General features: G+C 57.2%; 28 protein-coding genes. 15 read left to right on the top strand and 13 right to left on the bottom strand.

Annotated elements, in window-relative coordinates:
* Window positions 1–48 precede the first annotated feature (48 nt).
* The gene (locus tag PLANPX_RS23215) at window positions 49–1,164 is read left to right on the top strand and encodes a S1/P1 nuclease (RefSeq protein WP_232536224.1); all 1,116 of its coding nucleotides are present in this window, start codon (window positions 49–51) and stop codon (window positions 1,162–1,164) included.
* Here the strand turns inward: PLANPX_RS23215 and PLANPX_RS23210 are convergent, their stop codons facing one another.
* The 4 genes from PLANPX_RS23210 to PLANPX_RS23200 all read right to left on the bottom strand — a co-directional run bounded on the left by PLANPX_RS23210 (window position 1,165) and on the right by PLANPX_RS23200 (window position 4,447).
* Window positions 1,165–1,938, bottom strand: coding sequence for a hypothetical protein (locus PLANPX_RS23210; protein WP_152101022.1), 774 nt, complete (start codon window positions 1,936–1,938; stop codon window positions 1,165–1,167). It lies immediately after the preceding gene.
* Window positions 1,939–2,156: 218 nt separating this feature from the next.
* Complete coding sequence (locus PLANPX_RS27545; protein WP_172992271.1) at window positions 2,157–2,318, bottom strand: hypothetical protein; 162 nt, start codon at window positions 2,316–2,318, stop codon at window positions 2,157–2,159.
* 79 nt (window positions 2,319–2,397) lie between these two features.
* Window positions 2,398–2,679: a hypothetical protein gene (locus PLANPX_RS23205; protein WP_152101021.1), complete on the bottom strand. Its 282-nt coding sequence runs from the start codon at window positions 2,677–2,679 to the stop codon at window positions 2,398–2,400.
* Window positions 2,657–4,447 (bottom strand): hypothetical protein, encoded by a 1,791-nt coding sequence (locus PLANPX_RS23200; RefSeq protein ID WP_152101020.1) that lies wholly within the window; start codon window positions 4,445–4,447, stop codon window positions 2,657–2,659. Before PLANPX_RS23200 ends, PLANPX_RS23205 begins: the two co-directional genes overlap by 23 nt.
* A gap of 1,612 nt (window positions 4,448–6,059) precedes the next feature.
* Between PLANPX_RS23200 and PLANPX_RS23195 the strand changes: the two genes are divergently transcribed.
* The 6 genes from PLANPX_RS23195 (at window position 6,060) to PLANPX_RS23170 (ending at window position 11,170) form a co-directional block, all read left to right on the top strand.
* Window positions 6,060–6,242, top strand: coding sequence for a hypothetical protein (locus PLANPX_RS23195; protein ID WP_152101019.1), 183 nt, complete (start codon window positions 6,060–6,062; stop codon window positions 6,240–6,242).
* The gene (locus PLANPX_RS23190; RefSeq protein WP_152101018.1) at window positions 6,239–6,424 is read left to right on the top strand and encodes a hypothetical protein; all 186 of its coding nucleotides are present in this window, start codon (window positions 6,239–6,241) and stop codon (window positions 6,422–6,424) included. The genes PLANPX_RS23195 and PLANPX_RS23190 overlap by 4 nt, the downstream gene beginning before the upstream one ends.
* Before the next feature lie 602 nt (window positions 6,425–7,026).
* Window positions 7,027–7,866 (top strand): hypothetical protein, encoded by an 840-nt coding sequence (locus tag PLANPX_RS23185; RefSeq protein ID WP_152101017.1) that lies wholly within the window; start codon window positions 7,027–7,029, stop codon window positions 7,864–7,866.
* 156 nt (window positions 7,867–8,022) lie between these two features.
* Window positions 8,023–9,072 carry a helix-turn-helix domain-containing protein gene (locus tag PLANPX_RS23180; protein ID WP_152101016.1) on the top strand — a complete coding sequence of 350 codons (1,050 nt, stop codon included), beginning with the start codon at window positions 8,023–8,025 and terminating at the stop codon, window positions 9,070–9,072.
* 177 nt (window positions 9,073–9,249) lie between these two features.
* Window positions 9,250–9,678 (top strand): hypothetical protein, encoded by a 429-nt coding sequence (locus PLANPX_RS23175; RefSeq protein WP_152101015.1) that lies wholly within the window; start codon window positions 9,250–9,252, stop codon window positions 9,676–9,678.
* On the top strand, window positions 9,653–11,170 hold the full coding sequence (locus PLANPX_RS23170) for an HD domain-containing protein (RefSeq protein WP_152101014.1): 1,518 nt from the start codon (window positions 9,653–9,655) through the stop codon (window positions 11,168–11,170). Before PLANPX_RS23175 ends, PLANPX_RS23170 begins: the two co-directional genes overlap by 26 nt.
* Before the next feature lie 263 nt (window positions 11,171–11,433).
* On the opposite strand, the gene PLANPX_RS23165 is transcribed toward PLANPX_RS23170, so the two are convergent.
* The 5 genes from PLANPX_RS23165 to PLANPX_RS27540 all read right to left on the bottom strand — a co-directional run bounded on the left by PLANPX_RS23165 (window position 11,434) and on the right by PLANPX_RS27540 (window position 13,775).
* The gene (locus PLANPX_RS23165; protein ID WP_152101013.1) at window positions 11,434–11,835 is read right to left on the bottom strand and encodes a DUF1398 domain-containing protein; all 402 of its coding nucleotides are present in this window, start codon (window positions 11,833–11,835) and stop codon (window positions 11,434–11,436) included.
* 209 nt (window positions 11,836–12,044) lie between these two features.
* On the bottom strand, window positions 12,045–12,419 hold the full coding sequence (locus PLANPX_RS23160) for a plasmid stabilization protein (RefSeq protein ID WP_152101012.1): 375 nt from the start codon (window positions 12,417–12,419) through the stop codon (window positions 12,045–12,047).
* 12 nt (window positions 12,420–12,431) lie between these two features.
* Complete coding sequence (locus PLANPX_RS23155; protein ID WP_152101011.1) at window positions 12,432–12,659, bottom strand: hypothetical protein; 228 nt, start codon at window positions 12,657–12,659, stop codon at window positions 12,432–12,434.
* 181 nt (window positions 12,660–12,840) lie between these two features.
* Window positions 12,841–13,143: a hypothetical protein gene (locus PLANPX_RS23150; RefSeq protein ID WP_152101010.1), complete on the bottom strand. Its 303-nt coding sequence runs from the start codon at window positions 13,141–13,143 to the stop codon at window positions 12,841–12,843.
* A gap of 470 nt (window positions 13,144–13,613) precedes the next feature.
* A complete protein-coding gene (locus PLANPX_RS27540) occupies window positions 13,614–13,775 on the bottom strand; it encodes a hypothetical protein (protein WP_172992270.1) in 162 nt (53 codons plus the stop codon).
* Window positions 13,776–13,784: 9 nt separating this feature from the next.
* Between PLANPX_RS27540 and PLANPX_RS23145 the strand changes: the two genes are divergently transcribed.
* Window positions 13,785–14,132: a hypothetical protein gene (locus PLANPX_RS23145; RefSeq protein ID WP_152101009.1), complete on the top strand. Its 348-nt coding sequence runs from the start codon at window positions 13,785–13,787 to the stop codon at window positions 14,130–14,132.
* Window positions 14,133–14,185: 53 nt separating this feature from the next.
* Here PLANPX_RS23145 and PLANPX_RS23140 read toward each other — a convergent pair whose 3' ends face one another.
* The gene (locus PLANPX_RS23140) at window positions 14,186–14,392 is read right to left on the bottom strand and encodes a hypothetical protein (protein WP_152101008.1); all 207 of its coding nucleotides are present in this window, start codon (window positions 14,390–14,392) and stop codon (window positions 14,186–14,188) included.
* Between the two features lie 680 nt (window positions 14,393–15,072).
* A complete protein-coding gene (locus PLANPX_RS23135; RefSeq protein WP_152101007.1) occupies window positions 15,073–15,429 on the bottom strand; it encodes a hypothetical protein in 357 nt (118 codons plus the stop codon).
* Between the two features lie 454 nt (window positions 15,430–15,883).
* Here PLANPX_RS23135 and PLANPX_RS23130 point away from each other — a divergent pair, with 454 nt between their 5' ends.
* The 4 genes from PLANPX_RS23130 to PLANPX_RS23115 all read left to right on the top strand — a co-directional run bounded on the left by PLANPX_RS23130 (window position 15,884) and on the right by PLANPX_RS23115 (window position 18,278).
* A complete protein-coding gene (locus tag PLANPX_RS23130; protein ID WP_152101006.1) occupies window positions 15,884–16,327 on the top strand; it encodes an acyl carrier protein in 444 nt (147 codons plus the stop codon).
* A gap of 108 nt (window positions 16,328–16,435) precedes the next feature.
* Window positions 16,436–16,636: a hypothetical protein gene (locus PLANPX_RS23125; RefSeq protein WP_152101005.1), complete on the top strand. Its 201-nt coding sequence runs from the start codon at window positions 16,436–16,438 to the stop codon at window positions 16,634–16,636.
* Window positions 16,637–16,905: 269 nt separating this feature from the next.
* Window positions 16,906–17,844 (top strand): hypothetical protein, encoded by a 939-nt coding sequence (locus PLANPX_RS23120; RefSeq protein ID WP_152101004.1) that lies wholly within the window; start codon window positions 16,906–16,908, stop codon window positions 17,842–17,844.
* Window positions 17,845–18,077: 233 nt separating this feature from the next.
* A complete protein-coding gene (locus PLANPX_RS23115) occupies window positions 18,078–18,278 on the top strand; it encodes a hypothetical protein (RefSeq protein WP_152101003.1) in 201 nt (66 codons plus the stop codon).
* A gap of 1,766 nt (window positions 18,279–20,044) precedes the next feature.
* Here the strand turns inward: PLANPX_RS23115 and PLANPX_RS27535 are convergent.
* On the bottom strand, window positions 20,045–20,209 hold the full coding sequence (locus PLANPX_RS27535) for a hypothetical protein (protein WP_172992269.1): 165 nt from the start codon (window positions 20,207–20,209) through the stop codon (window positions 20,045–20,047).
* A 169-nt stretch (window positions 20,210–20,378) separates the two neighbouring features.
* On the opposite strand from PLANPX_RS27535, the gene PLANPX_RS23110 reads away from it, so the two are divergent.
* On the top strand, window positions 20,379–20,681 hold the full coding sequence (locus PLANPX_RS23110) for a hypothetical protein (protein ID WP_152101002.1): 303 nt from the start codon (window positions 20,379–20,381) through the stop codon (window positions 20,679–20,681).
* 453 nt (window positions 20,682–21,134) lie between these two features.
* The gene (locus tag PLANPX_RS23105; protein ID WP_152101001.1) at window positions 21,135–21,356 is read left to right on the top strand and encodes a hypothetical protein; all 222 of its coding nucleotides are present in this window, start codon (window positions 21,135–21,137) and stop codon (window positions 21,354–21,356) included.
* A gap of 17 nt (window positions 21,357–21,373) precedes the next feature.
* Here PLANPX_RS23105 and PLANPX_RS23100 read toward each other — a convergent pair whose 3' ends face one another.
* A complete protein-coding gene (locus PLANPX_RS23100) occupies window positions 21,374–22,111 on the bottom strand; it encodes a BLUF domain-containing protein (RefSeq protein ID WP_152101000.1) in 738 nt (245 codons plus the stop codon).
* Window positions 22,112–22,538: 427 nt separating this feature from the next.
* On the opposite strand from PLANPX_RS23100, the gene PLANPX_RS23095 reads away from it, so the two are divergent.
* Window positions 22,539–22,736 carry a hypothetical protein gene (locus PLANPX_RS23095; RefSeq protein WP_152100999.1) on the top strand — a complete coding sequence of 66 codons (198 nt, stop codon included), beginning with the start codon at window positions 22,539–22,541 and terminating at the stop codon, window positions 22,734–22,736.
* Window positions 22,737–23,226 lie beyond the last annotated feature (490 nt).

The raw sequence follows: 23,226 nt of genomic DNA, 5'->3' as shown, positions 1-23,226 counted from the left end.
CTAACCGCCGCAATCGCATTTCGCGACACGCGAAAGTATAGTACCGGGATGCGTAACCTCCTCACACTTGCCATTCTGCTCCTATCAACCGCCAACGCTGCGGCCTGGAACGCACTTGGCCACAAAGTGATTGCTGACATTGCTTGGCAGCAGTTGAATGAGCAATCACGCGCTGAAATAGTAAGAACGCTCCGGCGCCACCCGCGGTTTGATGATGATTTCGCCAAGCAGATGCCCTCTGATGTCGACGAGAATCGCTGGATATTCCAGCAGGCTGCTGTATGGCCTGATATTGCGAGGGGCAAGGCCGGCTTTGATATGCCAACTTGGCACTACGTCAATATCGCCATTGGACGTGAGAGAGGCTTCAATTTCGTTTCGAAGCCTGTCGGCAAAGCCGAAGAGTGGAACATCATTCAAGCCATCGCGTACTGCCGCAAGGTAATCGCGAGCGATGCAACGCCAAGCCAGAAGGCGCTGGCCTACAGTTGGCTGTTTCACTTGGTTGGCGACTTGCATCAGCCGATGCACTCAACTGCGCTCTTCTCGGAGCGGTTTCCCGATGGCGACCGCGGCGGCAACTCGATACCGCTAGTACAGGGCGACAACTTACATTCGCTCTGGGATAACTTGCTGGGGCGACAGCATCGCGCCAACGACTTAAAGCGGGAGATTGCCGAACTCAAGGCGCGCCCTGAGTTATGGAAGGTTGAGCCGGGCGACGCTGGATTGTGGCTACAGGAAAGCCACAAGCTCGCGAAAGAATTCGCTTACTGTCCTGAGATACTTGAAGCAACTCGACAGCCGGGCGAGTTGGCCAAGATTCGGCTGCCGGCGTCCTATCTTAAGGCAAGCGGCGAGCATGCGCGCTACCGCGTGGTTGCGGCGGGGTTAAGGCTTGGCATGTTGCTAGGTGGCAGTGCAGAGCCAGTTGAGGCTGAAGCGGAACCAGTCCGAGAATTCGACTTCGCGGCGGCAGCGAAGCCGACGCCACGGCCAATGTCACTGACACCATCGACGCCTGCCACTTCATCACTGGCGCATTGGCTTAACACCAACGGCAACGTGCGTCACAATTCCGGTTGCCGATGGTATCACAACACGAAGAGTGGCCGGGCTTGCTCGGCGAGCGAAGGGAAAGCTTGTGGGCAGTGCGGCGGCTGACTATTTCTCAAGGCTCATCCGCGAGAGCTCATTCGCATTGAACTTGCGCCAGTCCACTCGCTTCTTGCTTGGACTAACTTCTCGAATGTACTTTGCCAGCTTAATGCGACCGATCATGTCGTGAAGCTCTTCAGCCGTGTACTCCTCCCAGTCAACATCTATGCCGTACTGCTTAATCTTCTTACTGAGCTGGACGCGATTCTTCATCTCGTTCAGCTCTATCGCTGAGAGATTCTTCCACTCGACAGGCACTCCTTCTTCTCTGAGCGTGTCGGCCATTCCTACGCGGTATTTCGCATTGTAAAGTTCGAAGCTCGTGTGCTGTTGCCAGTCCATCTCGACGCCACGTGCAAGAAGCTGAGCAGATACATCTTGGCGAGATGATTCATCTCGCTTTTTCTTCTTTAACTTGGCTGCTTCGCGCTCGACGGCCCACTGTTCTGGACTCTTTACCGGCGCCACGGGCTCAACCGAAGGAGCGTAAGACATCTTGCCGTCTTCGGAATATTGAGTGCGACTCGTGTAGCTACCGCCGCCGTAACCGGCGGGCGGACTTCGTTTTGTGCCTCGCTCACCGGTGTGAGGGTTAATATTCCCAATCGTTGACCAGTTGTTCCAGAAATTTCCGTCAGGATCAGAGCGGTAGTGCGGCCTTACATAGGTCCCATCCTTCCGGGTGTACCCGCGCACGCTCACCTCTGCTAAGGCGTTGCCGAGCATCGCGACAAAGCAGACGACAGCTACGACGAGAAGGCGAAGAGGAATGCGTGTCATGAAGGAGGTCCATCCTGGCACTGGTTTGTTGTTCTTGGGGCATATCGTAGCAGCTGCATGCTGCGGCATCAAACATGTGGATTTGGCTCGCTTATTTATGCACATAAGGCCTTCTCGCTCGGATGAACTTGCCGAATTCTTGCCGCTTGTACAAAGCCCGCGCCGGGACGCTACTCGCGCGGCGCGGGCTACACCGAATTGTCAAAGAGCTAGCTAGGCTATTCGCCCGGCTCGTCAACTTCTACTTCCGCGACAACCACCGGATCAGTGATGGCCCACGCCATCCGCTTCCGATGCTCCGCTGGACTCCAGCCGCGACGAATCTCTTCGCACAGCTCTGCGATCTCAGCCTCAGTCGGATCGGGGTGCGGCGTCTTCATCCCTGAACTCCGCTATCTTGCACCGTCACCGCAACTGCACCTGTATCACCTGCCTGCCATCCACGTTCGGTCTGACGAACTACGGCGGCGCAGATTGATCCCTAGCTGCAGTGGTCTGCTCGATCGCCTCCCCATTCAACCGCTGCCACAACTCCACGCGCGCCGCCCCGTCCGGTAGTTGCAGCATCTTCCGCAGGTCTTCCTTGCGGAACTGGTACGGCAGGTAGTTGCCGGTGTACATCGCCTTGACGATGTCTGACTCCGCGCCAACGTCGCTCACCGGCGAGGCAATTGGCGCCGCGTTGCTCGCTTGCGGTGCGGTAACTGCCGGCGAGACTTTAGCGCGAACATTCGGCCTCACAGCAGGCTGTACGTTCGCCGATTGCGCAGGCGTCAACTGCAAACGACATAGCGAGGGCTTCCGGTGTGGATTCATCGACAATCTTCTCATCCAGACCGGTGACATACTCGGCGACTTCCTGCCCGAAGCTCGCTGTGATCTCCTCTCCGCCTTCAATCAACGAACCGCCGACAGCCCCCATGAGCGGATTGAGTGACTTGGCGGCGCTCTTCTTCCCGACGTCGAACGCCAGTTCCTCGAACGTCTTTAGGCCGAGCTTACTGGCGACCTTGCCGCCGATCTTGCCACTGAGATACTCTAGCGCTGCGGTAGTTGCAGCGTATCCTGCCGCCTGCGCAGTAGAGGCTCCGTTCGACCGAGCAACCTGAAACGTCTCGGCGCTCGACGGACCAAGCATGGCGGCCCACCCAAGAGCTGGATTCTTGGTAGCGGCGCCGACGCCGGCTGCAGCGATCAGTTGTGGAGCCGCACGAGAAACGCCGCGCGCCGTCTCGTTGGCCCAATTGGGGAGTGCGGACTTCTCGTCCTTGGCATCTTCCACCACTTCCTGCCACGCTGCGCGGTTGCCCCGCAGGCGAGTTTGTTGCCCAGTGCCGAAGTCGTCGTGCGGATCGAGGTAGTAGGAGGCGACGTTCTGCGCCGTGCCCTTGGCGGCGCTAAGAGCAGCAGACAGGTTGCGCGTTACAACATTCTGAGGCCCCTGAGTGGATTCACGCTCGGCGACGTAGCGGACGGGGTCGTCGATCCCGCTCGCCTCCATGAGCTTTCGCTGCGAGTCGATGTAGGTCTGGGCAATCTCCCGATCGGCAGGCGGAGTGTCGAGCAGCGGCGCACCGGTCGCCAGTTCGTTGATCTCGCGGTATCTCGCGAGCATCTCGGGGGCGGCTAGAACGTCGGTGTTGATCGGCAGTGGGAGGCTGTTGTAATACCGCGCGCGATGCCACCCTCGAGCCCACTGGTCCTTTTGAGAGGACGGCTCCGGGGTATGGAACGCTTCTTCGGCCTGCCGATTTTCTTCTGCGGCGATACCGAACTCGATCGCAGCGCCGGCATTCCTTGCACGGATGTCAGGTAGCGTGGACGCCCGTACCTCCGGAGGCGTCAGCATCGCCTTCGGCAAGTCCATCGACGGCGGGTTCTTCAGTTGCGGATCGACGTAGCCGCTGAGATTCCAGTGCTGCAGAGGACCAGAGATATCCGGTAGCGCGGCCTCAGGTTCTCTCGCCCACTCCGCTTGATTGCTAACCCGAAATGGATTTAACGGGTTGTTGGCCGAGTGGAGATCGAAGTCGCTCAGCGGCTCAAATTTCGGCTGATTAACAAATGGGACGGAGAGAGGTGGCTTAGCGACGGATGGATTGATCGCGTTGCGACGCGACGGATTATTGTCTGACAGCCCACCGCTAGCGCGATCGGCGACAGACGCGGCCAATCGCATCCCTTCCTGCAGTTCGCGCATGCTCGCCTGAAGTTCCGGCGTGGCGTTGCTCCAGCCCGCCAGCTGCGAGAGGTCGCCGCGGATGTAGTCGAAGTCGTCGGGGGGACTTGGCGCCAAGTGCTCTAAATCAGCCGGATAGAAATCCGGCTCCCAGCCGGCAGTCGCAAGGCCGACCGCGCCGGCGCTTGCCGAACCAGAAAGATCAGGCGGAAGAAAATCAGACTCCCAGCCTCCGTATCGATTACCGCCATGATGCCAAGGCCTGGCCGCCGGTGGCTCGGCGATGAGCAAGGCGGCATTCGTCGCTGCAGTGCAGTTGCGGTCGGCCACGCTCGTATCGCGGCGTGAATAGGCGTTGGCAATGCTTGCAGGCGGTTTGAGAGTTTTCGGGAATGGGGTCTGGGGAAGGCGGGACTAATACCATATGAACCTGGTCCAAAGGGTGGGCATGGGGATCCAAAAGATTGGCAAACTGGGCAAGGGGACCCTTTTCTGGGTGAAAACTGCTGAGCCAACGCTACGAGCTGTGCTGCGAGTCGAGCGGCGAGCCTTTGCCATCGACGTCGTGTTGTGCTTCGATGACGGCTGCATTCGTGAGCCGGGCAGGGGGAGGGGACGGATCGCACCGCTACGTGCAGCGCTTTCGGCGTGGCTCTGATGAATCGCCGGGGTTTGGTCGGTGGTTCGGTTCCGATTGGGACTAAACGTTGGCGGATGTCGCGTATGAAGCTGCCTGGCTTGAGCGTGCTGCGGTATCGCTCTGCATCAGTAGGCGCGGTGCGGTGCTGAGGGGCAGGTGGCCGGGCGGTCGTTGATGGGTGAGGCATGGAAATGCGGTGGTTGGTGACTGAACGTGGTAGGTCCCGGAAACTAACCCTCCCACCTCTCATCCCTCACGATTCCTTGGTGAGATCGATCTCGCATTCGCGGTCCGCTCAGCCTCCGCCACTTGCTGGGCATGAGCCTGACCGCGACGGTCGAACTTCACAGGGCGGTCGCATTCAGTTCCCCTCCGAACTCCAGCGACGCGTGCGAGCAGTTGCTCGATGCGATGAGCGACGTTGGTATCAGTCTTGGCGTTCATGGCGTTCTTGGTTGGGTTGAGTGTTTTGGGTTTCTGCTGGGGTGATAGTGACGCACCTGAGTCCGAGGCGGCGGAGCATGGCTTTGAGTGCGAAGCGGAGTCGCCGGTTGCCGTCGGGATCGTCGGCTTGCGGCTCGGCTTCGATCAGGAGTTGGAATCTCGGTTTGATCATCTTGTTGAGACTGGTCGGGAGGGGCGGCATTTTCTTCACTTCTGCAGGCGTCGCCGCCTCAAGCGGCGACAGCCCTTCTGGTCCCTTCTGGGATGGGGGAAGTACGCTTCACCAGTGGCGCGCAGGAAACTTCACCAGTGCTGGTGAACTACGCTTCCCTAGTGCTGGTGAAGTGGGCTTCACCAGTGACATCTTCCTTGAGTGGTTGAACGTGATAGCTGGATGGCCCCTTATCTCAACGTTGCCGAACAGCGCCCGCAGCGACTCTTGACCGGGCAGCCGCAGAGGAACGTCACGCGGCTGGCACTCTACAGTGGCAATCAGATAAGTCGTTCGAAGCTTGGACCCACTGGGCGAAGTCAGAAGCGGATGATCTCGATCCGTTCGAGGGCCCATTTGGTCCAGTCGGCGACGCGTGAGCCACGTGAGCAGCGTTGCTTACAATACCCGCTGCTTTTTGAATGCCACCGCTGCTCCCGGCACGCTTGAAGCCAGATTGACTCCGCCGAAAGCATGGTCACTCGCGCAACTCCGGACGCTTGCGCTGGAGATGCATTCCAACTGCAGTAACAACCCCGGACGGTCGCTATCTGGGTCGTCTCCGAGCGATAACTACATCGGCGCGCCGCTTGCATAGTTGAGTGGCTGTACACTCCCTATCCGCACTAGCCGCCAGCGAGTCCCTTATGGCCAGCTCCAATCAGGCCCTCGACGAAGTTCGCCAGCGTCTCAAAGTTCGCGGCGATACGTTTCTCGACTCTGATGGGGAGGCGCTGTTCAGGGAACTAAAGGCTATCGCCGCCAACGACGCCGAAGCGGCGAAGGCCGTCAAAGAGATCGAACATCGCCGGAGCGAGAAGATCGAATGACCCGCCTGCCCAACGCATTCGCCTGGCAGATCGGCGAGGCGTGGATCTACACTGACACGCGAGAGAGTGCCGCGCCGATCGCGGTCGAAGTGGAACGATATGAATCAGGGGGGCGAATTGTGCTCTACTGGCCGGTCAAGGACACCGCTACGCTTGTTTGGAACGCAGAGAAAGTCGATTGACACCATGAGGCCAATGCAGCGAAACGACCACCCCCGCCGGATTCAAATCACAGGACGCAACGTTCTCTGCGATACATTCGACGATAGGGAACTGCTCGCGCAAGCGAAGGCGGTCGTTCTGAACCCCGCAACGGCTGATACTCTCTCGCTCGAAAACCTCTACGTGATTCGCGACGCGTGCCAACGATACGCCCTCGGGAAGGCTCAGAGAGCCTTGAAAATCGCGATCGACATCAGGACGCTCCCAGGGCCTCAGTGAGGCGCTTTGGCGGAATCCGACTCGGTGCCACGTCAGCCGCTCGCAACGCAGCACGCTCGATCCTGTGCGACCGATTTTCCGAAAAGCTTGCAATCTGCATGCGGAGGGACGAGATTGGTGATCTTTCGGCTGAGCGTACCCAGGAGCCAGTCATGGCGTCAGATCCCGTTCCAACAATCCGCTGCGGTAAGGATTCATTCGTTCGCCACACTCAAATGAACGCGGGAAGGGTATCGCGAGGCGAGCCCGCGTTCAATTTGATTCTAGACGTAACACTCGGCGATGATGAGTACGTCCCCGGTGAAATTACCCCGCCTCCCGCTGACGAAGCAGAGTGATCCCGATGCCAAAAGAGCCGATCACCCAAGCGGACCTTGAAGAGTTCGTCGCTAATGAATCGGACTTCGGATTTGAGATGAAGATCCGTAGACTACTGACTTCTAAGTCACTCGATCCACTGCACGGTGGAACGTACATTGATCCGGTAACCGGCTTGTCGCGTCAGTTCGACCTTCGAGTGCAAATTCGGCCGCAGGAACGTCACTACCGTCGGTGTCCATTTCTGTTCCGCCTGGCTATCGAATGCAAAAATGTACGCGACCACTACCCACTGTTAATTCAATGTGTTCCTCGCGCCCGCAATGAAAGCTTTCACGATGTCGTTGCAACCACCAATAGGACTGCGAGAGTGCTACGTTTCTATCCGCGAGAAACGAAGTACCGCGAGGACCGACCGACCGGCAAGAATCTCATGCAAGTTGCACGGAACGGTTCCGCATTCAATGCGTCAGATGGGGACGTATACTCAAAATGGGCTCAAGCAATCGCGTCATCAAGCGATCTAGCAGTATCGAGCGAGGCTAACCTTGAAGAGAGCCCAATCTTCACGTTCGTGATGCCAGTCTTAGTTGTTCCCGACGGAAGACTTTGGGCGATCAATTACGACGAGCATGGTTCGGCATTGGGCGCACCAACACTCTCGGAAGCGATCTCATTCTTCGTCTCCGCTCCACTTCGGTGGAAGCATAAAGATGAGATACTGGCAATGACGCTGTCGCATATCGAGTTCGTAACTGAGACGGGGCTATCGAGACTCATCGATAGCTTGAAGAGCCCAATAGCGGTCAACGAGTACTTCGAGGATTCGCTCGTTAACCGCTACTTGAGTTCGAATGATTGGTAATTTCGCACCGGCTAATGCATCGCGCACCTTTGCCATGCGACGCAAGTAGAATCGTCGTCGAGTGTTGCGCCCGCCTGTTCGTGTCCTTCGTCGACTGCTTGCGAATTGGTTGCCAAGGCGTCACCATTGCCGGAAACCAATTCCGAGGCTTTTGGTATGAACAAGGCAGACTTCGACGCACTCGACCTCGCTAAGATCCAGGGCATGCTTGGAGTTCAGGAGGAGAATCTACACCTCGACTTCAAGCAAGCAGCAGGGCCGTTCACTTCCGCTGACGATAGGAAGAACCTGGCTAAGGTGATCAGTGGTTTCGCGAACTCCGATGGTGGTGTGTGTATCTGGGGAGTTGACGCCCGCAAGGTCGGCGACGGACCTGACGTGGCTCAGAAGATTGTTGCACTACCCAACGTGACCGCCGCGGTCGCTCGGCTCAACGAACTCACTGCGCAGGCTGCCAATCCAGTGGTAGACGGCGTGGTCCATAAAGCCATCCCAGAAAACGGCGCAAGTGGTGTTGTCGCAACCTACGTTCCGGCTAGCGACTCGGGGCCGCACATGGCCAAGCTGACCGAGGATCGTTACTACAAGCGTAGCGGCGAGAGCTTCATCAAGATGGAGCACTTCGACATCGAAGATATGTTCGGACGCCGAGCCAAGCCATTATTGAGCGTTGTGGCAACCGTTAAGCGCAACGGCTCTAGAGAGGCAGGTGGGAAAACCATTTACCAGTACTTAGCGACGATCTCTATCCGGAACAGTGGGCGTGGTGCTGCAGTCGCACCGTACCTGACGTTAGTTACCGACTCTCCACATCACGTCTACGAGTACGGGGTGGATGGAAACGGCAATAACGGCTTGCCGCCCCTGTACGTCTCCCGTTTTTCGCCGTGGCGATCGTTTGGAGGCCAAGACAACCGGCTGGTCTATCCAGGCGAGGATTTGGACGTCACCGCCATCGCGATCGAGTTCGGGGGCAATGCCCGTATCACCAACGTGGATGTCCAGTACCGCCTCGCGGCGGCCAATTTTCGGCTGTGCGATGGCGTTGTAACGGTCTCGGTGGACGACATTATGAACGCGACCGGACCTGTATGGCTGCGAAACTACCGCAGCCGTGCTGGGTTAGCCGATCCTTTTCGGCCCGTAAAACTCGTGGTATTTAGAAAACTCCCTCCATCCCGCCCGCTCTATCGGATGTGCGGTTGACCCTAGGTGAACTTAACGAGTTCAACCGCAGTCTATATAAATAGAAGGCCCTGGTCTGCCGAATTGAGGCTGAGAGCGTAGTAGCGCGGTATGCTTGTTGCTGATGGCAACGAGGACAGCCCCAAGGTTCTTAGCGGCACTTGACACGCGCCCAGCGGTAAACCACAATCCCCATCTATGTCCACGGCATTTAAGGAGAAGGTCATGGTCACAATGGAGCAGGCGACTCCTGAAACTCTCCTGATGGCGACGCTTTACAAGGTTGGCCGGGAAATTCGAATGGTCGACAACCTCGCTTTCGCGAGGGTATTTAATGAAGCCGCCTTAGAGTTTGGAGGCCGTTTCAAGTCATTCGCCTGGCATCGCCACTATCACGTTTCTGAAGTCTTATCGGGCACGCTGCAACTACTGGATCAGGCGGGGTCGATCGTCCGCGAGAATGCTGCTCAAACTTATTTCCGTACATCTCCCCATTTGGCTGGCCCATTTGGGCAGCAGATTTTCTCGTCTTTAGGGACCGATCAGCAGAAGGCCGTTGAATCTATTGCTGATCGCTTAAAAAAGGCATTTGGATCAAAAGATGCAGCCGTTAAAGGAGCAGATTGACGCTTTTGTAGCTGATCATTTGCCCACCGATACGGTCGCGTGGATTGATACGTATGCGAGCCACAAGATAATTCATGATGCGCTGTGGGGTACGTTTAAATTAACGCCCTACGAGGTTGCCCTCTTAGACACGCCTCTTCTGCAACGGCTCAGGTATCTGCATCAAACTGGTGCGGTATACCTTACCTATCCCTCTGCACACCATACGCGATTCGAACACTCGCTCGGCGTTTTGTGCCAGAGCGGGCGACTGTGTGCAGCACTGAAAGCGTCTGCGCTCGATGAAGGTCGTGTCGATGCAAGTTGCGAAGACAATGTAAGGTATGCGGCGCTGCTCCACGATACGGGGCATGGCCCTTTCTCGCACACGAGCGAACAATTCTATTCTTCGCTTCCCGACATGGAGCAATTCCAGCGGGATCATCCTGAGTACTCGCAAAGCGGCGGCGGCGAGATACTGTCTGCACTGATAGTTCAATCGCCTGCATTCCAGAACTTCGTCAGCGGAATTAACTCAAAACGCAAGCGAAAATTAAACTGCGATAAGATAGCACAACTGATCACGGGCACGACGGATGCTAGCGAAGTGTTCATGAGCGAAATCGTTCATGGCCCATTCGACGCGGATAAGCTCGACTATATGCCGCGCGACGGGATGTTCAGTGGCCTGAAGATGCACGTCGATTTGGACCGTCTTTTCCATTCAATCCGAATCCTAACTGCAAACTTTGATGGCGAGTCGCAAACACGCATCGCTGGCCATCTGTCCGGGTTGTCGCCGCTTACGCAAGTGATGTTCAACAAGATGCTGCTCTTCACCGGGATGTACCATCATCACAAAGTGAGAGCTGTCGACTGCATGCTGTGGGCGATTTTTTTATTAGCGACCGAGCGCGGCGCAAAAGTCGGCGGTAGTACGCTAACGTCGTGTGTCGACTTCCTTCGGCTTACCGATGACAGGCTTCTGATACCTGAACTCTGTAACGACGATGACATCAAATCGCTAATCACCGATATCCGAGAGCGTCGGATATGGAAGAAAGCATTGGTAATTGCTCGCAACACGGTTCCACCGAGCATGCACAACGAAGCAGGCGAAAGTCCCCACCACCTGTACGCAGGGGTGGCAACCCTAGCAGGTAATACGCAGGAGAAAGTGAGGATTCGACGCGAGATCGCAAAGCGCATATGGGAAGTAGCAAGCAAGCCGTGTCCGATTCATAAGGTTTGGCTGGATGTTCCGCAGCCGCCAGGCATGACGGAAGCAAAGCAAATGTGGATTGAGGCTCCAGGGCAGCTGGAACCTCATACGTTGGAGCATTTCATTCCCGTAGATAAATGGGTCGAATTGTACGGCGCGCACCAGTCAAGAGCACACGTCTTCGCGCCCGCGGAGGCCTGCAAAGCAGTCGGTGAGGCTGCCAAAAAAGTCTTCTACGATCTGTTCAAGCTCGAGTTCCTTGACCAAGCCACCGCGTTTGCGAAGTCGTAACGCTGATCGTCGATGCGGATTGCACCGCCTGACGCATTCCTGGACTGATGAGGTCGCACTATCACAAGTTGGGGACGCGACTTGCGCTGAGCTGTTCCAGTCCTGTGCGGACTAAATAAAAAGCGCCCCGCGCGATTCGCGACGTCGGCGGGGCGAGGCAATCTCGTCGGATGTTTGGCCGGCGGCGATCCGGATGCAGCGGTTTCGCTGAGGCACGTCGCCAGGCTTGCAGGAAGAATTGCCGCCTGCCTTTCTTTTTGCATCTATTTCGACGGCCCCGCGCCCGGAAACCATTCGGTATGCTGGTCGCCTTGCCTGCCAAGATAAGTTATTCGCTGGCCTCGCAAGAAAGCGAAGTATCCTTGCACGCCTGCCACCATGACACGTCGCGAAAAGTCACGATGTGATTGGCCATGCCGCTGACTATCGAGAATGGCCGCTCTCACTTCGTCGACCTGGAGGTCGTCAGCAATTGTCGGCATGTCTTCATAAGGGATCGGGGAATTAACGACGCATCCTTCTCCGTAGAAGGTGGTGGCCATCGCAGCGTAATCAACGAAGTAATATTCAACGCCTGCAGAAGTCAGCATGCCGACAATTTCAGGAAACCCCTTGGTGCCGTTGTGCGTTGCGTGCGACGTTTGCTGAATGATGCAGGAGTCCATGTTCCAAACTCGCGATGTGTCATTAGCGAAGTCTCAAATCGTATGCGGACTCGCCGTGGGCGTCACCTGCATTCGAAACAAAACGGCAGTCTCCGTCGAGTGAGATTGCAAGGCGCAGGAGGACGGAGCGCGAAGTGGTCGGCGCATAAAATGGCCCCGGTCTACTAGTCCCTCTCTCGAAGAACCAGCTTCGACACGGGGCTAATTTATCACGAGGACTTCTTGCTAGCCTTGCGTTTCGTACCTTTCCCCTTGGCTGGCTTCTTCTTCGCGGCCTTCTTCTTGGGCGACTTCTTCTTCGTTGCCTTCTTTGCAGCCTTCTTCTTGGCGGTCTTCTTTTTAGCAGACTTCTTAGCCGTAGCCGCGCCGCCCTTGCGCCCGCCTTTCTTAGCTGACTCGTTTGTGTCAGGCTTGCCTCTGCCTGATCCGCTCTTATTGCCGCCGCCACTGTCTTTGTTGACAGTCGCCCAGGCTTTGCGCTTCGCGGTCTTCGCTGAGTCGCCGCGCTCTTCGTAGCTCTCGGCGAGGTGCTCCGCTTTGCGCTTCTGCTTGTCCGTGTACTTAGATTTGTCGCCGCGTGGCATTGTGCATCCCCCTTACTCTTCCATGTGCTCAAGTGCGTGATGAATGGCGATGCAGTGTCGGGTCCACTGTCGCAGCGATTTCTCGGACGGCTGCCGCACCGGGCACACGTCGCCACGGTCGCACGCTGAACAATACCATTCGCCTGCGAAGTCACCGCTAGCCTGCTGCTGAACGACAATGTCGTACTTCATCCCTTCAAGTTTGAAGGTCTCCCGCCTTTGATTGTCGGTCGTCGTCATGGTTGCTTACTTCGATTGTAGGCTCGCGCTCCGAATGTTCTTCGTCGTGTACCGGTAGCCCGAACGTTGCTGCCTCTCGGTATTCCTGGTGAGGTCGACGGCGAAAAGTCATAGTAATAAACTGGCGGCGACCCGCCGCCCCAGTCAGAGACTCAGCGGGCCGCCGCTCAGGCTTGGCGTTCTAGCAATGCCGCAGGTGCGGCGCGAGTAGTGCCGCGAAATGTTCGTTCACCTCAAGCATCACGTCGGTAGGGCAGTCGGCGTCATTTACCGTTAGTTGGACGCGCGCGCCGCGCTCGCCGATTGAGAAGATGTAATCGCGGTAGAAAAAACGCAGCCAAGTACCTTCAACGTTCGTATCGAACTCGGTGATCTCAGCGCGGTCAAGTCGCTCGGCATGCTGACAAATCTTGAGCCACGAGTGCGTATAGGGAAGCTCGGCGAAGATTCGTGGGACCGCGTAGGCAGCGACAGCAGCGTTCATTTTTCCCCCGTTTGTTTATCGACCTAGCATTCCGCCCCGCGTCGCGGGCAGCAACGGCGAGGGCGGAACGCTTGGCCGCTGGTTTGCCTCCGTGAAACTACGCTAAATGCGTGCCAATAGGTGCGACCGAACCTGATTGCCGATTGTCAAAGCGTCTTCATTTCTGCCTTATACTTGAAGCGGGGGGGCTGCTTCCGCCACAATGCGGACCGACGCAACGATTCCCCGGCCCGCTCATTACCGGGTCGAGTCGGGCGTTCCCGCCATCAGGAGCGGCGACTGGCAAGCTCATCAACGCCGGTCGCCGCTCTCTTTTTCTGCGAGGCATCGGCGATGCTGACGTGACAACACTAAACCGCCGCATTTCCCATCGGCCAATCGTGTACACTATCGCCTCGCGAACGCCGCTTTGGCGTCGCACCTTTTAGGGAGGCGAAACCATGTTACGAAGGAATGTAGTTGTAGCGGGCTTAGTGGTCGTAGGCCTCGTTGCTGCCGTGAACCGGGCTTCCGCGCAGAACACGCAACGCCGCGAGCGTCTGCGGAAGGCTGCAGAAGCGGGCGTAGCAGTTGGCGCGGAAGTAGCCGAACACGCCGCAGACGGCGGCGGTATGGCCGCTTTCAACGGTCACTCCATCATCATGCCCGTTGTTAGCCCAGAGGGGGCCGCTAAGAGCGATCCGCCAGCCAAGGAAATTAACGTTGGCGGCCTGCTGATTCTGCAAGTCGACGACACTGGCAGCCGACCCACGAAGTTCAAGAAAGTGGAGACCGAGCCAGAGGGCGTATTGCAGCGGCTCGGGCGCGTCCAAGGAATTCGCACCAACGAGAAAGGCGAAGACATGATGGGCGGCGGCTATACATGGGTGCTGTTTAAGCCAAAGAAAGCTGGCGAAGCCAAACTTACGATCAAGTACACGCCCAACGGCGGTGACGGCAATGAAGTGACCTGGACCGGCAAGGTCAACGTCGTTGAGCCAGAAAAGTAGCATTTGAATTCGCCCCCGTCGTGCCGGTGCGCGACGGGGGCTTTTTCATGCGACTACAACGCCACCACCATCCCCAGTAACGCAGCAACGACGCTCGTTCCCACCAATGCCGACCGCAGCGTGAACCGGCGGCCGAGACGCACCGCCGAGAGGGCGGCGAGTGCGAAGACGAGGGCAGGATACCAGAGGGGAAAGTGCATCTCCGCTGCCGGGGTCTGGTGAAAGCCAAACGCGCCTTCCGTGTCGATATTGAAATACACGGAAGAGTCAAATGCAGCTGACGAGTGGTATCCCCAACCTGGAGCGAAGCCTGGCAGGTCGTAGAGGCTTACCCGCCCGGATCCCACGCAGTCTTCCATTCTTAAAAGTACGCCCGTACTTGACAGTCGAGACCAAGTTTCAAAGTACCAGTAGCTCCTGCCCCACAGAACCAAGCACGCTACGCTCGCCGCGAAGCAGGCAATCGCCATAGCGTATCGAAGGGAGTTCATCGATCGAGGTCCTCGACGCGAGGTTCAATCCAGTAGGACTCAATTGAAGAGGCGGTGAAGACGACCGCTTGGCAGCGGCGACATGTTAGCGTTTGGCGGTCGGGGTAGTGAGCAGGAACTGATTTTAGGGTGTAGATCGCACCGCACTTGGAGCACGACGCGTGCGTGCTTTTATTTTCGATCGCCATATGCGGCCCCATCCGTTCGGCCCGGTGATTCGGGTGTATAGTAAGCACAGCTGTGCGGATGCGATTTCTGTGCCGAGCATTCGCTCCGACGAAATTGCGTTGTAGGCCTAGCTAGCGTCAGTTCAGCACAGCGTATGGCCCGCAGCGGCATGCCACGCTGGTCGACTGGACGCCATGCACACATTCTCAAGCGGCGAGGGCCGAGGGCGTCGGCTGCTCTCCGCCTGGCCCATTGCGTGGCGTCGGTGCGAAGGTCGCTCGCTACTGAACGAAGATGAGCAGGACGCCAGTCGGGTCAAGGACGTGAAACAGCACCGTGTCGCCGGTTTTCTCCAGAGGTCGCACGGACATGCCGGAGAACTCCCCGGTAGCTTCCAACTCCAACGCCCGCGCCCGCCACTCTTCGGCATCGTCGACATTAATGACGACCATGAAGTTCTCGGCCCAGTCTTTGACGTAGAAGTCTTGCAGGCGAAATCGGAAGCCGTTCAGCGCGAAGTCTGCCGTGCCTCCCCATCCTTCTGACTGTGTGAAGCCCAAAGCGGAATAGAACTTCTTCGACAGGCTGAAATCCTTCGCCGGCATGTAGACTTTGAAATCGCGGATGCTCAGGGACATGGCTACTCTCCGAAGAGTGGGGTGTGATGAGCCAGTCTACCCGTGATATCAGGCGGGAGCTCTGGACTAAGCCAAAAACGAGCGCCTCGCCAGATTCGCTAATTCCGAGGGGCAATTGAATTGGCAAAACAGCCGGGTTCAGGTCCCGGTGACCAACTCTTCGTCGTCGAACTCGATCGTCGGCATCGCCTAGGCATCAGCGCCCCGCGATAGCACTGATAACGCCGCGCAAAGTGCACGAGTGTCGACTTCCTTCATCTTGTGAATGGCCGCGAAATTCCATCACGGCTGCAAATAAAAAAGACTCTCCGCACAACACTGGGTATCATTCGCTGGACACAATATCAGGTAACTGATCCTGCTCAGTGCGGGGCAAGTCATGCAGTTCGGAAGTAACGCAAGTTAGCGTCACTTGATCTAGATCGCAGGACGCGACTATGCTCGAGCACCTTTAATGCTTCGACAAGAAGTCGTCACGAACCAGTTAGATTGCCCGGTCTGTGGCGCCGCTGCAGCAACACTGACCGCTGACCAATGCTGCGGCGCATGTGATGCCATACTTGAATGGTTTCAGACTCGTCTGACGCTGATTGGTTATCAACCTCTAAGTCGCGTTTCTCTGGCCAGCTCATTCGCTGGTGACCTGACAGTCGACTCTCTCGATCTTGTCGAGATCGTTTGCGACCTAGAACAGGACTTTGACGTTGCGATCTCAGGCAATGACGCGCTCCGCATCACGACTATCGGCGATGCCATTGCATGTGTGCGTCGAAATTCAACCGTTATGGCGCCGCCCGACGTCGCTTTGGACTCGCCCCGCCTGGGTTTGCGAGTCGCTCCGGCGGGGCTAATGGTTCAATTGTCAAAGATATTCGCGCGTTCCCGACGCCCGCGCTGATTCGGACGGAAACTACTTGTAGACCGTCAACTTTTACGACCCATGAGCTTACAAATCATTGGCGATCCCTCTGTTGCAATTGCACCGCTCCGAGTTCAGAGTGGAGCAATGACGTATCTTGCGACGCTCGATGGCGAACAACTTGGCGAAATAACGGTTGGCGAGCCAAAGCCAGTGCGTGGATCACAGATCTCGGTTCCGTACAGAGGCCAAATTATTCAGGCGTTCGTTGTCTATGTGACGCTCAACCTCATGACTGGTGCGACGGTGCTAACGTGCCTGCGGCCTGAGACGTTCCTGAGCAATTGAGTGCGAGCGCCATGCACACGCGGAGCACCGCGGGTTCTCCGCCCTAGTCAGACTGAGGGCACAGGTTAGTCGGCGCCGAGAATCGCAGCAGCTGCGCAGGCCGAAGGCGCAGAATCGCGGCGGTCGACTCCGCGGCCAAGGCGGTATCTACGGGTTTGGACGCCAGCGCTCAATCTGTGCGACCGATTCCCGCCAACGCTTGCAATTCGCATGAGGCCAGACCAGATTAGCTTAATTGCCTCACAGCCAGTCCAGGTGGTTAGCTTGCCATGGCCTCTACTCTCCGATACATCGCCATCTTCTCAGCCATGTTCGTCGTCAGTTGCACTACTGCGCATGGTGGATTCGTCGACCTAACTCCCGAACCCGAAGATTCAAGTACATGGTTTGATGTTCGCTTGTCCGACCTTATTGGGATAAGTAGCACAGAGGGTATCATCGTCGGAGATTTACTCATCTCAGATTTCTCCTATGCACGAACGGAAGACATGCCGTTGCCACAGAATGTCGGCATATTCGGGTTCCGCGACCAAAATGGCGCGTTCGGGGTCAAGGTGGTCGGCGCGTTCGACGATCGTCGTGGTGGCGCATCATCAGACGCGTCAGTTGGATTTCATGTGCAACTGACTCCTGCCTCGATTATTTCAGGGAAAAGGTTCGTCGGCGCATCTGCGCACTTGGGAGGCACGTCGCTCAGCGACGAATCCTATATCACGGTTGCCGAATCGTTTCAGCATGTCGACAAGGTTCTAGACACTTATTACTCGTTAGTAGGCCCCAACACTAATAGCCAGTTGCACGACAGTGTCTCATTTGAATTCAGACCAGCTGCGTTAGTTGTCAGCATCGATTATCTCGGCCATGCGGCGGAGATGGCCTGGGATAGCGCCCGCGCGGGCGCCTTCAGTACTTCATTTCTTTCCGCACATCACCCGCCGGCGATCGGTGACTTCACACGCGATGGAATTGTTGATGGTACTGACTTGAACCAATGGAAAGCTTCCTTCGGTGTAGACTCTTTGGCCGACGCGGACGGAGATCTCGACACCGATGGAAATGACTTTCTGGTGTGGCAGCGCAACGTAAAAGCGGCTCCTGAAGGAGCGGTCGTGCCAGAGCCCTCGATGTCGGTTCTGCTAGGTTGTATTGCGGCGTTGGCCGGAGCGTGCAATCGGGTGGCTCGGCAAGCTCAGCGACGAAGGTGTTGAGCCTAAACGGCTGATATGCCCCGCCACCGCTTCACCCTCCGCGTTGCCTGTACGGCATCGTATAGGTCACAACACTTCGGCCTACCAATTGCATTGCCTAGACCTCCGACACCGCGGCAAGGTTGAATCGCCGAGACTTTCTGCAGTTTGCGGCTCACTGCCATTGGCATCATTGGGCGTCGGGCGGTCACTTGATCGTCCGACGCTCTCTCTTTGGGACTGCTGCCATTGCCATGAACGACAACGATCTTCTGAACACTGCCGCGCGCGTTCACGACGAGCTTCTCGGTATCGCCCGGATGTTCGCCGACGCCGAGCATTACAAAGCAGCGATTCAAACGCAAGGATTCGCCAGACTGGTCATTGATGCAGCCGAGGCGATTCGTCAGGAGACGCAGATCAAGCAGCTGCAGAAAGTGAAACTTGCCAGCTAGCGGCTCATCCCTGCGGGCGGCGCGAGGACACTACTGCCGCGGTAAAAAAAGCAACTGCTATCGCGAGCGTGCCCAGCGTGAGGGTCGTGTACTCGCCTTCACTAAAATATCGACCGACGCCGAACACAGTGTACATCGTTGGCTCAGATCGTTCGTAACGCTTCCCAATGAAGATGAGCAACGCCGCTACGAGCCAGAAATTGCCTGCAATGAAATAACGGGACATAATGGCGGAATGAATGTGGTGTGGTTCGATGAAAGGGAATCACGGCGCCACTCTACCGCCCCCGCTCACCGGCCGCAAACTTCTAAGAAGCAATCGCGGTACGACTTAGGCCACGACGACGACCCTGCGGCGCACGGGTAAGATCGCCAGGATTGCCCAAGCAAAGGTAATCGCACTAAACACATTGAATTCACGCCGACCAGACCTTTGTATCCCCGTAAGCAAAAGCTCGTACTCATTCGGCGCGTCGTCTCCTTCGTCGCGCACCTCCATCTGTCGCCTCACCTGCTCATCGAGCAGACGATGCGGAACCACCAGGGAACCTAGATGGAGAAATGAGGGAATACACAATAACGCGATGCTGCAAAGCCTCGCGATGTACGAATAGCGATATACGAGCGCGACGACCAATGAGAGCACAATTGGGCCGTAAACTATTAAGCCTCTGACAGACATTGAGATAGCTCGATAGATGAGTATTGTGCAAGAACGCTAACTGCGAATTTGTCATTCGGTCGTTCGCATCCCCCCACTATACCCGCTGGCGACGGGCGGGGCGAAATATCACTACGGCATCGGCTTGCCGGAAGTCCGCCCTACCGAAATCGTTTTCACGGGCGCGCCGACTGGCTCTGCACTGGCGCGGCTTCGCTCTTTTCCTTGCGACCACCCTGCACGAATCTCGGCAGCTAAGCGCGCAATTTCTGTTTGACTGGGATCAGGGTGGAGGCTCTTGAAGCGGTCAGACATGATCAGCCTAAGTCAGTTGTGTGGTGTGAGCCGCTATTCTCTCACACTGCACTCGGCGTTCCAAAGCAATTGCAGCCTGCCTACGACGGATTGACCAGGACTAGTTGAGGTGCACTTTGCGCGATCGTTAGTACCGGCTCGCCCGCCGCTCGCCAGCGAAAGCAGACCTAGCCGCCGGATTCCGGGCGGGCGGGGCCAGACGCGGCCTCCGCAAGCTATTCCGCATAAATGAGCCGCGTGCTGCCGCGAGAGCCGCCGCGATTGCAGCTAGCCCGCAAAAGCCCACAGTACCTGCCACCGGCCACCACGAGATCAGGAGTGGCGCGACGCCCATCATGCCGCAAATGGCAAAATTCGTCCACAATTTTGCATCCGCTAATCGCACCGAGTGGTCCTCGCCTACAGGCCTGGTATCCCTTCACACTCTGGCGTCGAACGGACTCAGGCACATGGCCGCCTAGCAGGACAGGCCGCAGAGCAGATCCAACAGGCAAGGCCATTCAAGTTTGTTCGGCGATGATTGCCGCAAATGCCCCCAGGACCGCGCACGCGAGCGTTGCCGGGGACTGAAAAGGCGAGTTAGTGAGATACGCGATGCTAACGGCACTGAGGATTGCGACACCTGCAATACCGAGGATGGTGAAGTTCTTCCTCATGCATTCACACTCTCTATGCCCCGTGCGACCTCATTCGCATTGATGCGGCTTAGATCAAACTTCATCAATGGCACACGTTGAGCGCCGAACTGCGTGCGCCTGAGCTCGTAACGCTCGCGGCGAGGCCGTTGCGGTCATCGCGGAGGGTAAAGCCGCTTCTCTCGCAGCCGCAACTTGCGGCGTTCGGCCCATACTTTCCGCTCGGCCACTTTCTTAGATTTGGCCGGATCCTCGATCTCGGCGTCGGTAGTTGGGCCATTACGTTGCAGACGTGCGTTCTTTTTGTCGTCGCGTGCCATCTATACGCCCCTGGTGGTGTCGTGCTTAACTGCCAGGAGGCTGAGCAACAAACATACCGTCAATCTGTAAAGCGCATTGCTGGGTGGTGGTCCAGGATGTGTGCGACCCCCAGCGGAGGGGTGAGAAGCGGCTGATTGCATTCCCGCGCCAGCGGTTAGAATGCGGGGCATGAAAGCCGTACTCGTCATCAATCTTGCGATCGGACTTATCCTGCTCTCTTGGGCGGCCGTTTCCGACGCCTTCGCATCCGCATTGGCGAGTAATCTGGCCTTCGAACTGTATGATGAATCGCTAAAAATTCAGCCTATCGACTACAACGATTTAGTCGACTGCCTGAGACGAGCGACCAGAACAGATGCGGCAATTTGTGCCGTGACTGGAGTGGCCATCATTGCGACAAGCTCACTCGGTCTCTGGTTAAACGCCCGCCGTCCCGCCCCGCCTGACCCCGGCCGGGAGTCTGGGGGCTGAGTCGAAAATAAGCGCCCCGCCAGATTCGCTAGGTCCGCGGGGCGAGTGAATGGTCCAACGGCCTGGCTTTAGGACGCGGCGACCAGCTCTTGGCCGCCGACATCAACCGTTCGCGACTCTCACCATGCCTTCGATGTCTAAGCACTCCGGCGGTGGGCGGTGCGAGCACAGGCCCTGGATGATCTCGGCAACGTCGTGCTGCAGATCACGGAAGGCGACATGACGCGGTTCATCGACGGCGCTCGGAAGTTCCAACCATCAGGGAAGTAGCCCTCAAGCCCCGCCCCCGCTTCATCCTTCGCGTGGCGTGTACGGCATCGTACATGTCAGACGGCTTCGGCCTATCAGTTGCAGTGTCTGGACCTTCGACACCGCGGCAGGGTTGATCGCCGAGACTTTTGCTGGTTTGCGGCGTACTGCCAAAGGCACCACCGGGCACCGGCGGTCGCTTGATTGTCCGACTTTTTTTCGTTGACCGCGATCAGTTCAATGAGTGACCGTGATTTGCATGAAGCGACCGCGCGAATCTACGACGATCTGTTGGTCTTGGCGCGCATGTTTGCCGACGCCGAGCGTTACAGCACTGCCATTCGCGTCCAAGGGTTTGCAAGACTGATCTTGGACGAAGCGACGGCTGTACAAGACTTCAAAGCAGCACCCCGCGATGATGCGTAGGTCAGGCATTCGCAGCCTCACAAGCTCGCCAACGATGCACGATCTCGGAGCTGATTCGACAACTGAAGAATTGCGTCGGTAACGTACTCTCCGCCCAATTCAGGTTTCCGCATAGATGCTAGAACGTCGGCGACGATCTCCCCCATGTTCATGACCTCAAAATCGTTTCTAGTGACGAGCTTCATTCGCCACGTCGAGAACATTCGCTGGCTTTCCGCATTTGAGGGCATGGGATCGGCTTTCAGACCCGTAGTCAACTTCGCCGCGGCACTTGCAGCCGCGAATTGTCGCTCCGCTTCGGAGATATGAACAACGTTCAACACCCGATGGCGAGCGTCGGCACTAATCACGTTCATGAGTCCTTCGACGACCAGCTGCGGTCCCTCGAGGAATTGGAAAAAAGTTTCGAAGTCGACGTCGTAGGTGAGATATCCAGTCACGTCGAGCAGCCCGTTCTTTGCCGCAGCATGCTCGGCAAGTTCGTCGAGCGCCGTCCTGCTGAAGGGCATAACTGCCTGACTGCCGTAAGCCAGGGAAAACAGCCTGCCTTCATGAGCGGTAGGATGGTTACGCGCCTGGTGGTCCGCAATCAGTGAACGCGCAGCTTCTGCGGCGCCGTGTTCGTCGGCGTAAACCCCGCTCTTACCGCCCGCCGTACCGCACGTCATGCACTTCCAAGTGGCAAAGTGGCCTTGCGAGTCACGATGCGAGGCTATGCTGTAGATAACTCCGTCAAGTTGGTACGCCGTTGCCATGATCGCCTCCAGCTACTGGGAAACTCCCTCCGACATTCTGCCATTTGCGAACTGGATAGATAGGTTCGCATGCGAGCGGTGGCAATTGTGGCTGCTACTGAGAGCAATGCGACGTTGGCACGGTTAGTGCTGGGAATAGATTCCGATGCGCATGACGCAATAAAACCGGCCGTTTCTTTTCTCTACTTCGCTGGGCGGGGTCGGCATACGACCATTCTGTCTTCTAATACGCCAACCTTAACGGGTTCGAATATGCCTTTAGTGACGGCTGCAACAAATGCGACAGATGAAAGCCTCAGCCAGGATGACGTGATTTTCTTACTTGAAATAAGCGAGATGCCTGCTGCGATCCGACAGCGCAGCACTCCTTGGCTTGAGCGAATGCTGCGACTCTGCGCGAAGTGCGGTGACGCGAATTCCCTATTCAATGCGATCGGCGTCGAGCTCCTCCACCGACGCGGGCGCTGAATGCGCGACCAATCGCTTAGCGTCGCGGGCCGCGAAGCCTACTGACAACCCAGACGACAGCCGCTGCCTCGGCCATATGCACGACGTTCGTAGCAGCTCGCCGCCGCTATCGCCTTACCTGTTTGCTGCAAAGCATTTCACCAACATCGCCGATTAGCACTGGCGCCTACTGCTCATCACCCTTAGGGTGAGTCTATCGCAGTGGCTACTGCCGAACTCAGACACCGAGCTGCGGCTCTGCGAGATATCAAAGCGTCGTGCGGTAGCGGCCGCGCGACGCTTCTTCTCACTCGGTCGACATCTACGGCCGTTACGCGAACCGATCAGCACTACTCCCTCTGTTGCAATTGCACCGCTCCGAGTTCAGAGTGGAGCAATGACGTATCTTGCGACGCTCGATGGCGAACAACTTGGCGAAATAACGGTTGGCGAACCTGAGCCACTAAGGGGATCTCAAGTTTGGGTTCCGTACAGAGGCGAAACCATTCATGCATTCGTCATCTGCGTGACGCTCAACTTCATGACCGGGGCGACGGTGCTCACGTGCTTAAGGCCTGAGACGTTCCTGAGCAATTGAGTGCGAGCGCCATGCACACGCGGAGCACCGCGGGTTCTCCGCCCAAGTCAGACTGAGGGCACAGGTTAGT

This window comes from Lacipirellula parvula (assembly GCF_009177095.1).
In the GTDB taxonomy this organism is placed as follows: domain Bacteria; phylum Planctomycetota; class Planctomycetia; order Pirellulales; family Lacipirellulaceae; genus Lacipirellula; species Lacipirellula parvula.
Note: the sequence above shows the minus strand (reverse complement) of the source record. Positions and strands in the feature narration are given on the sequence as shown.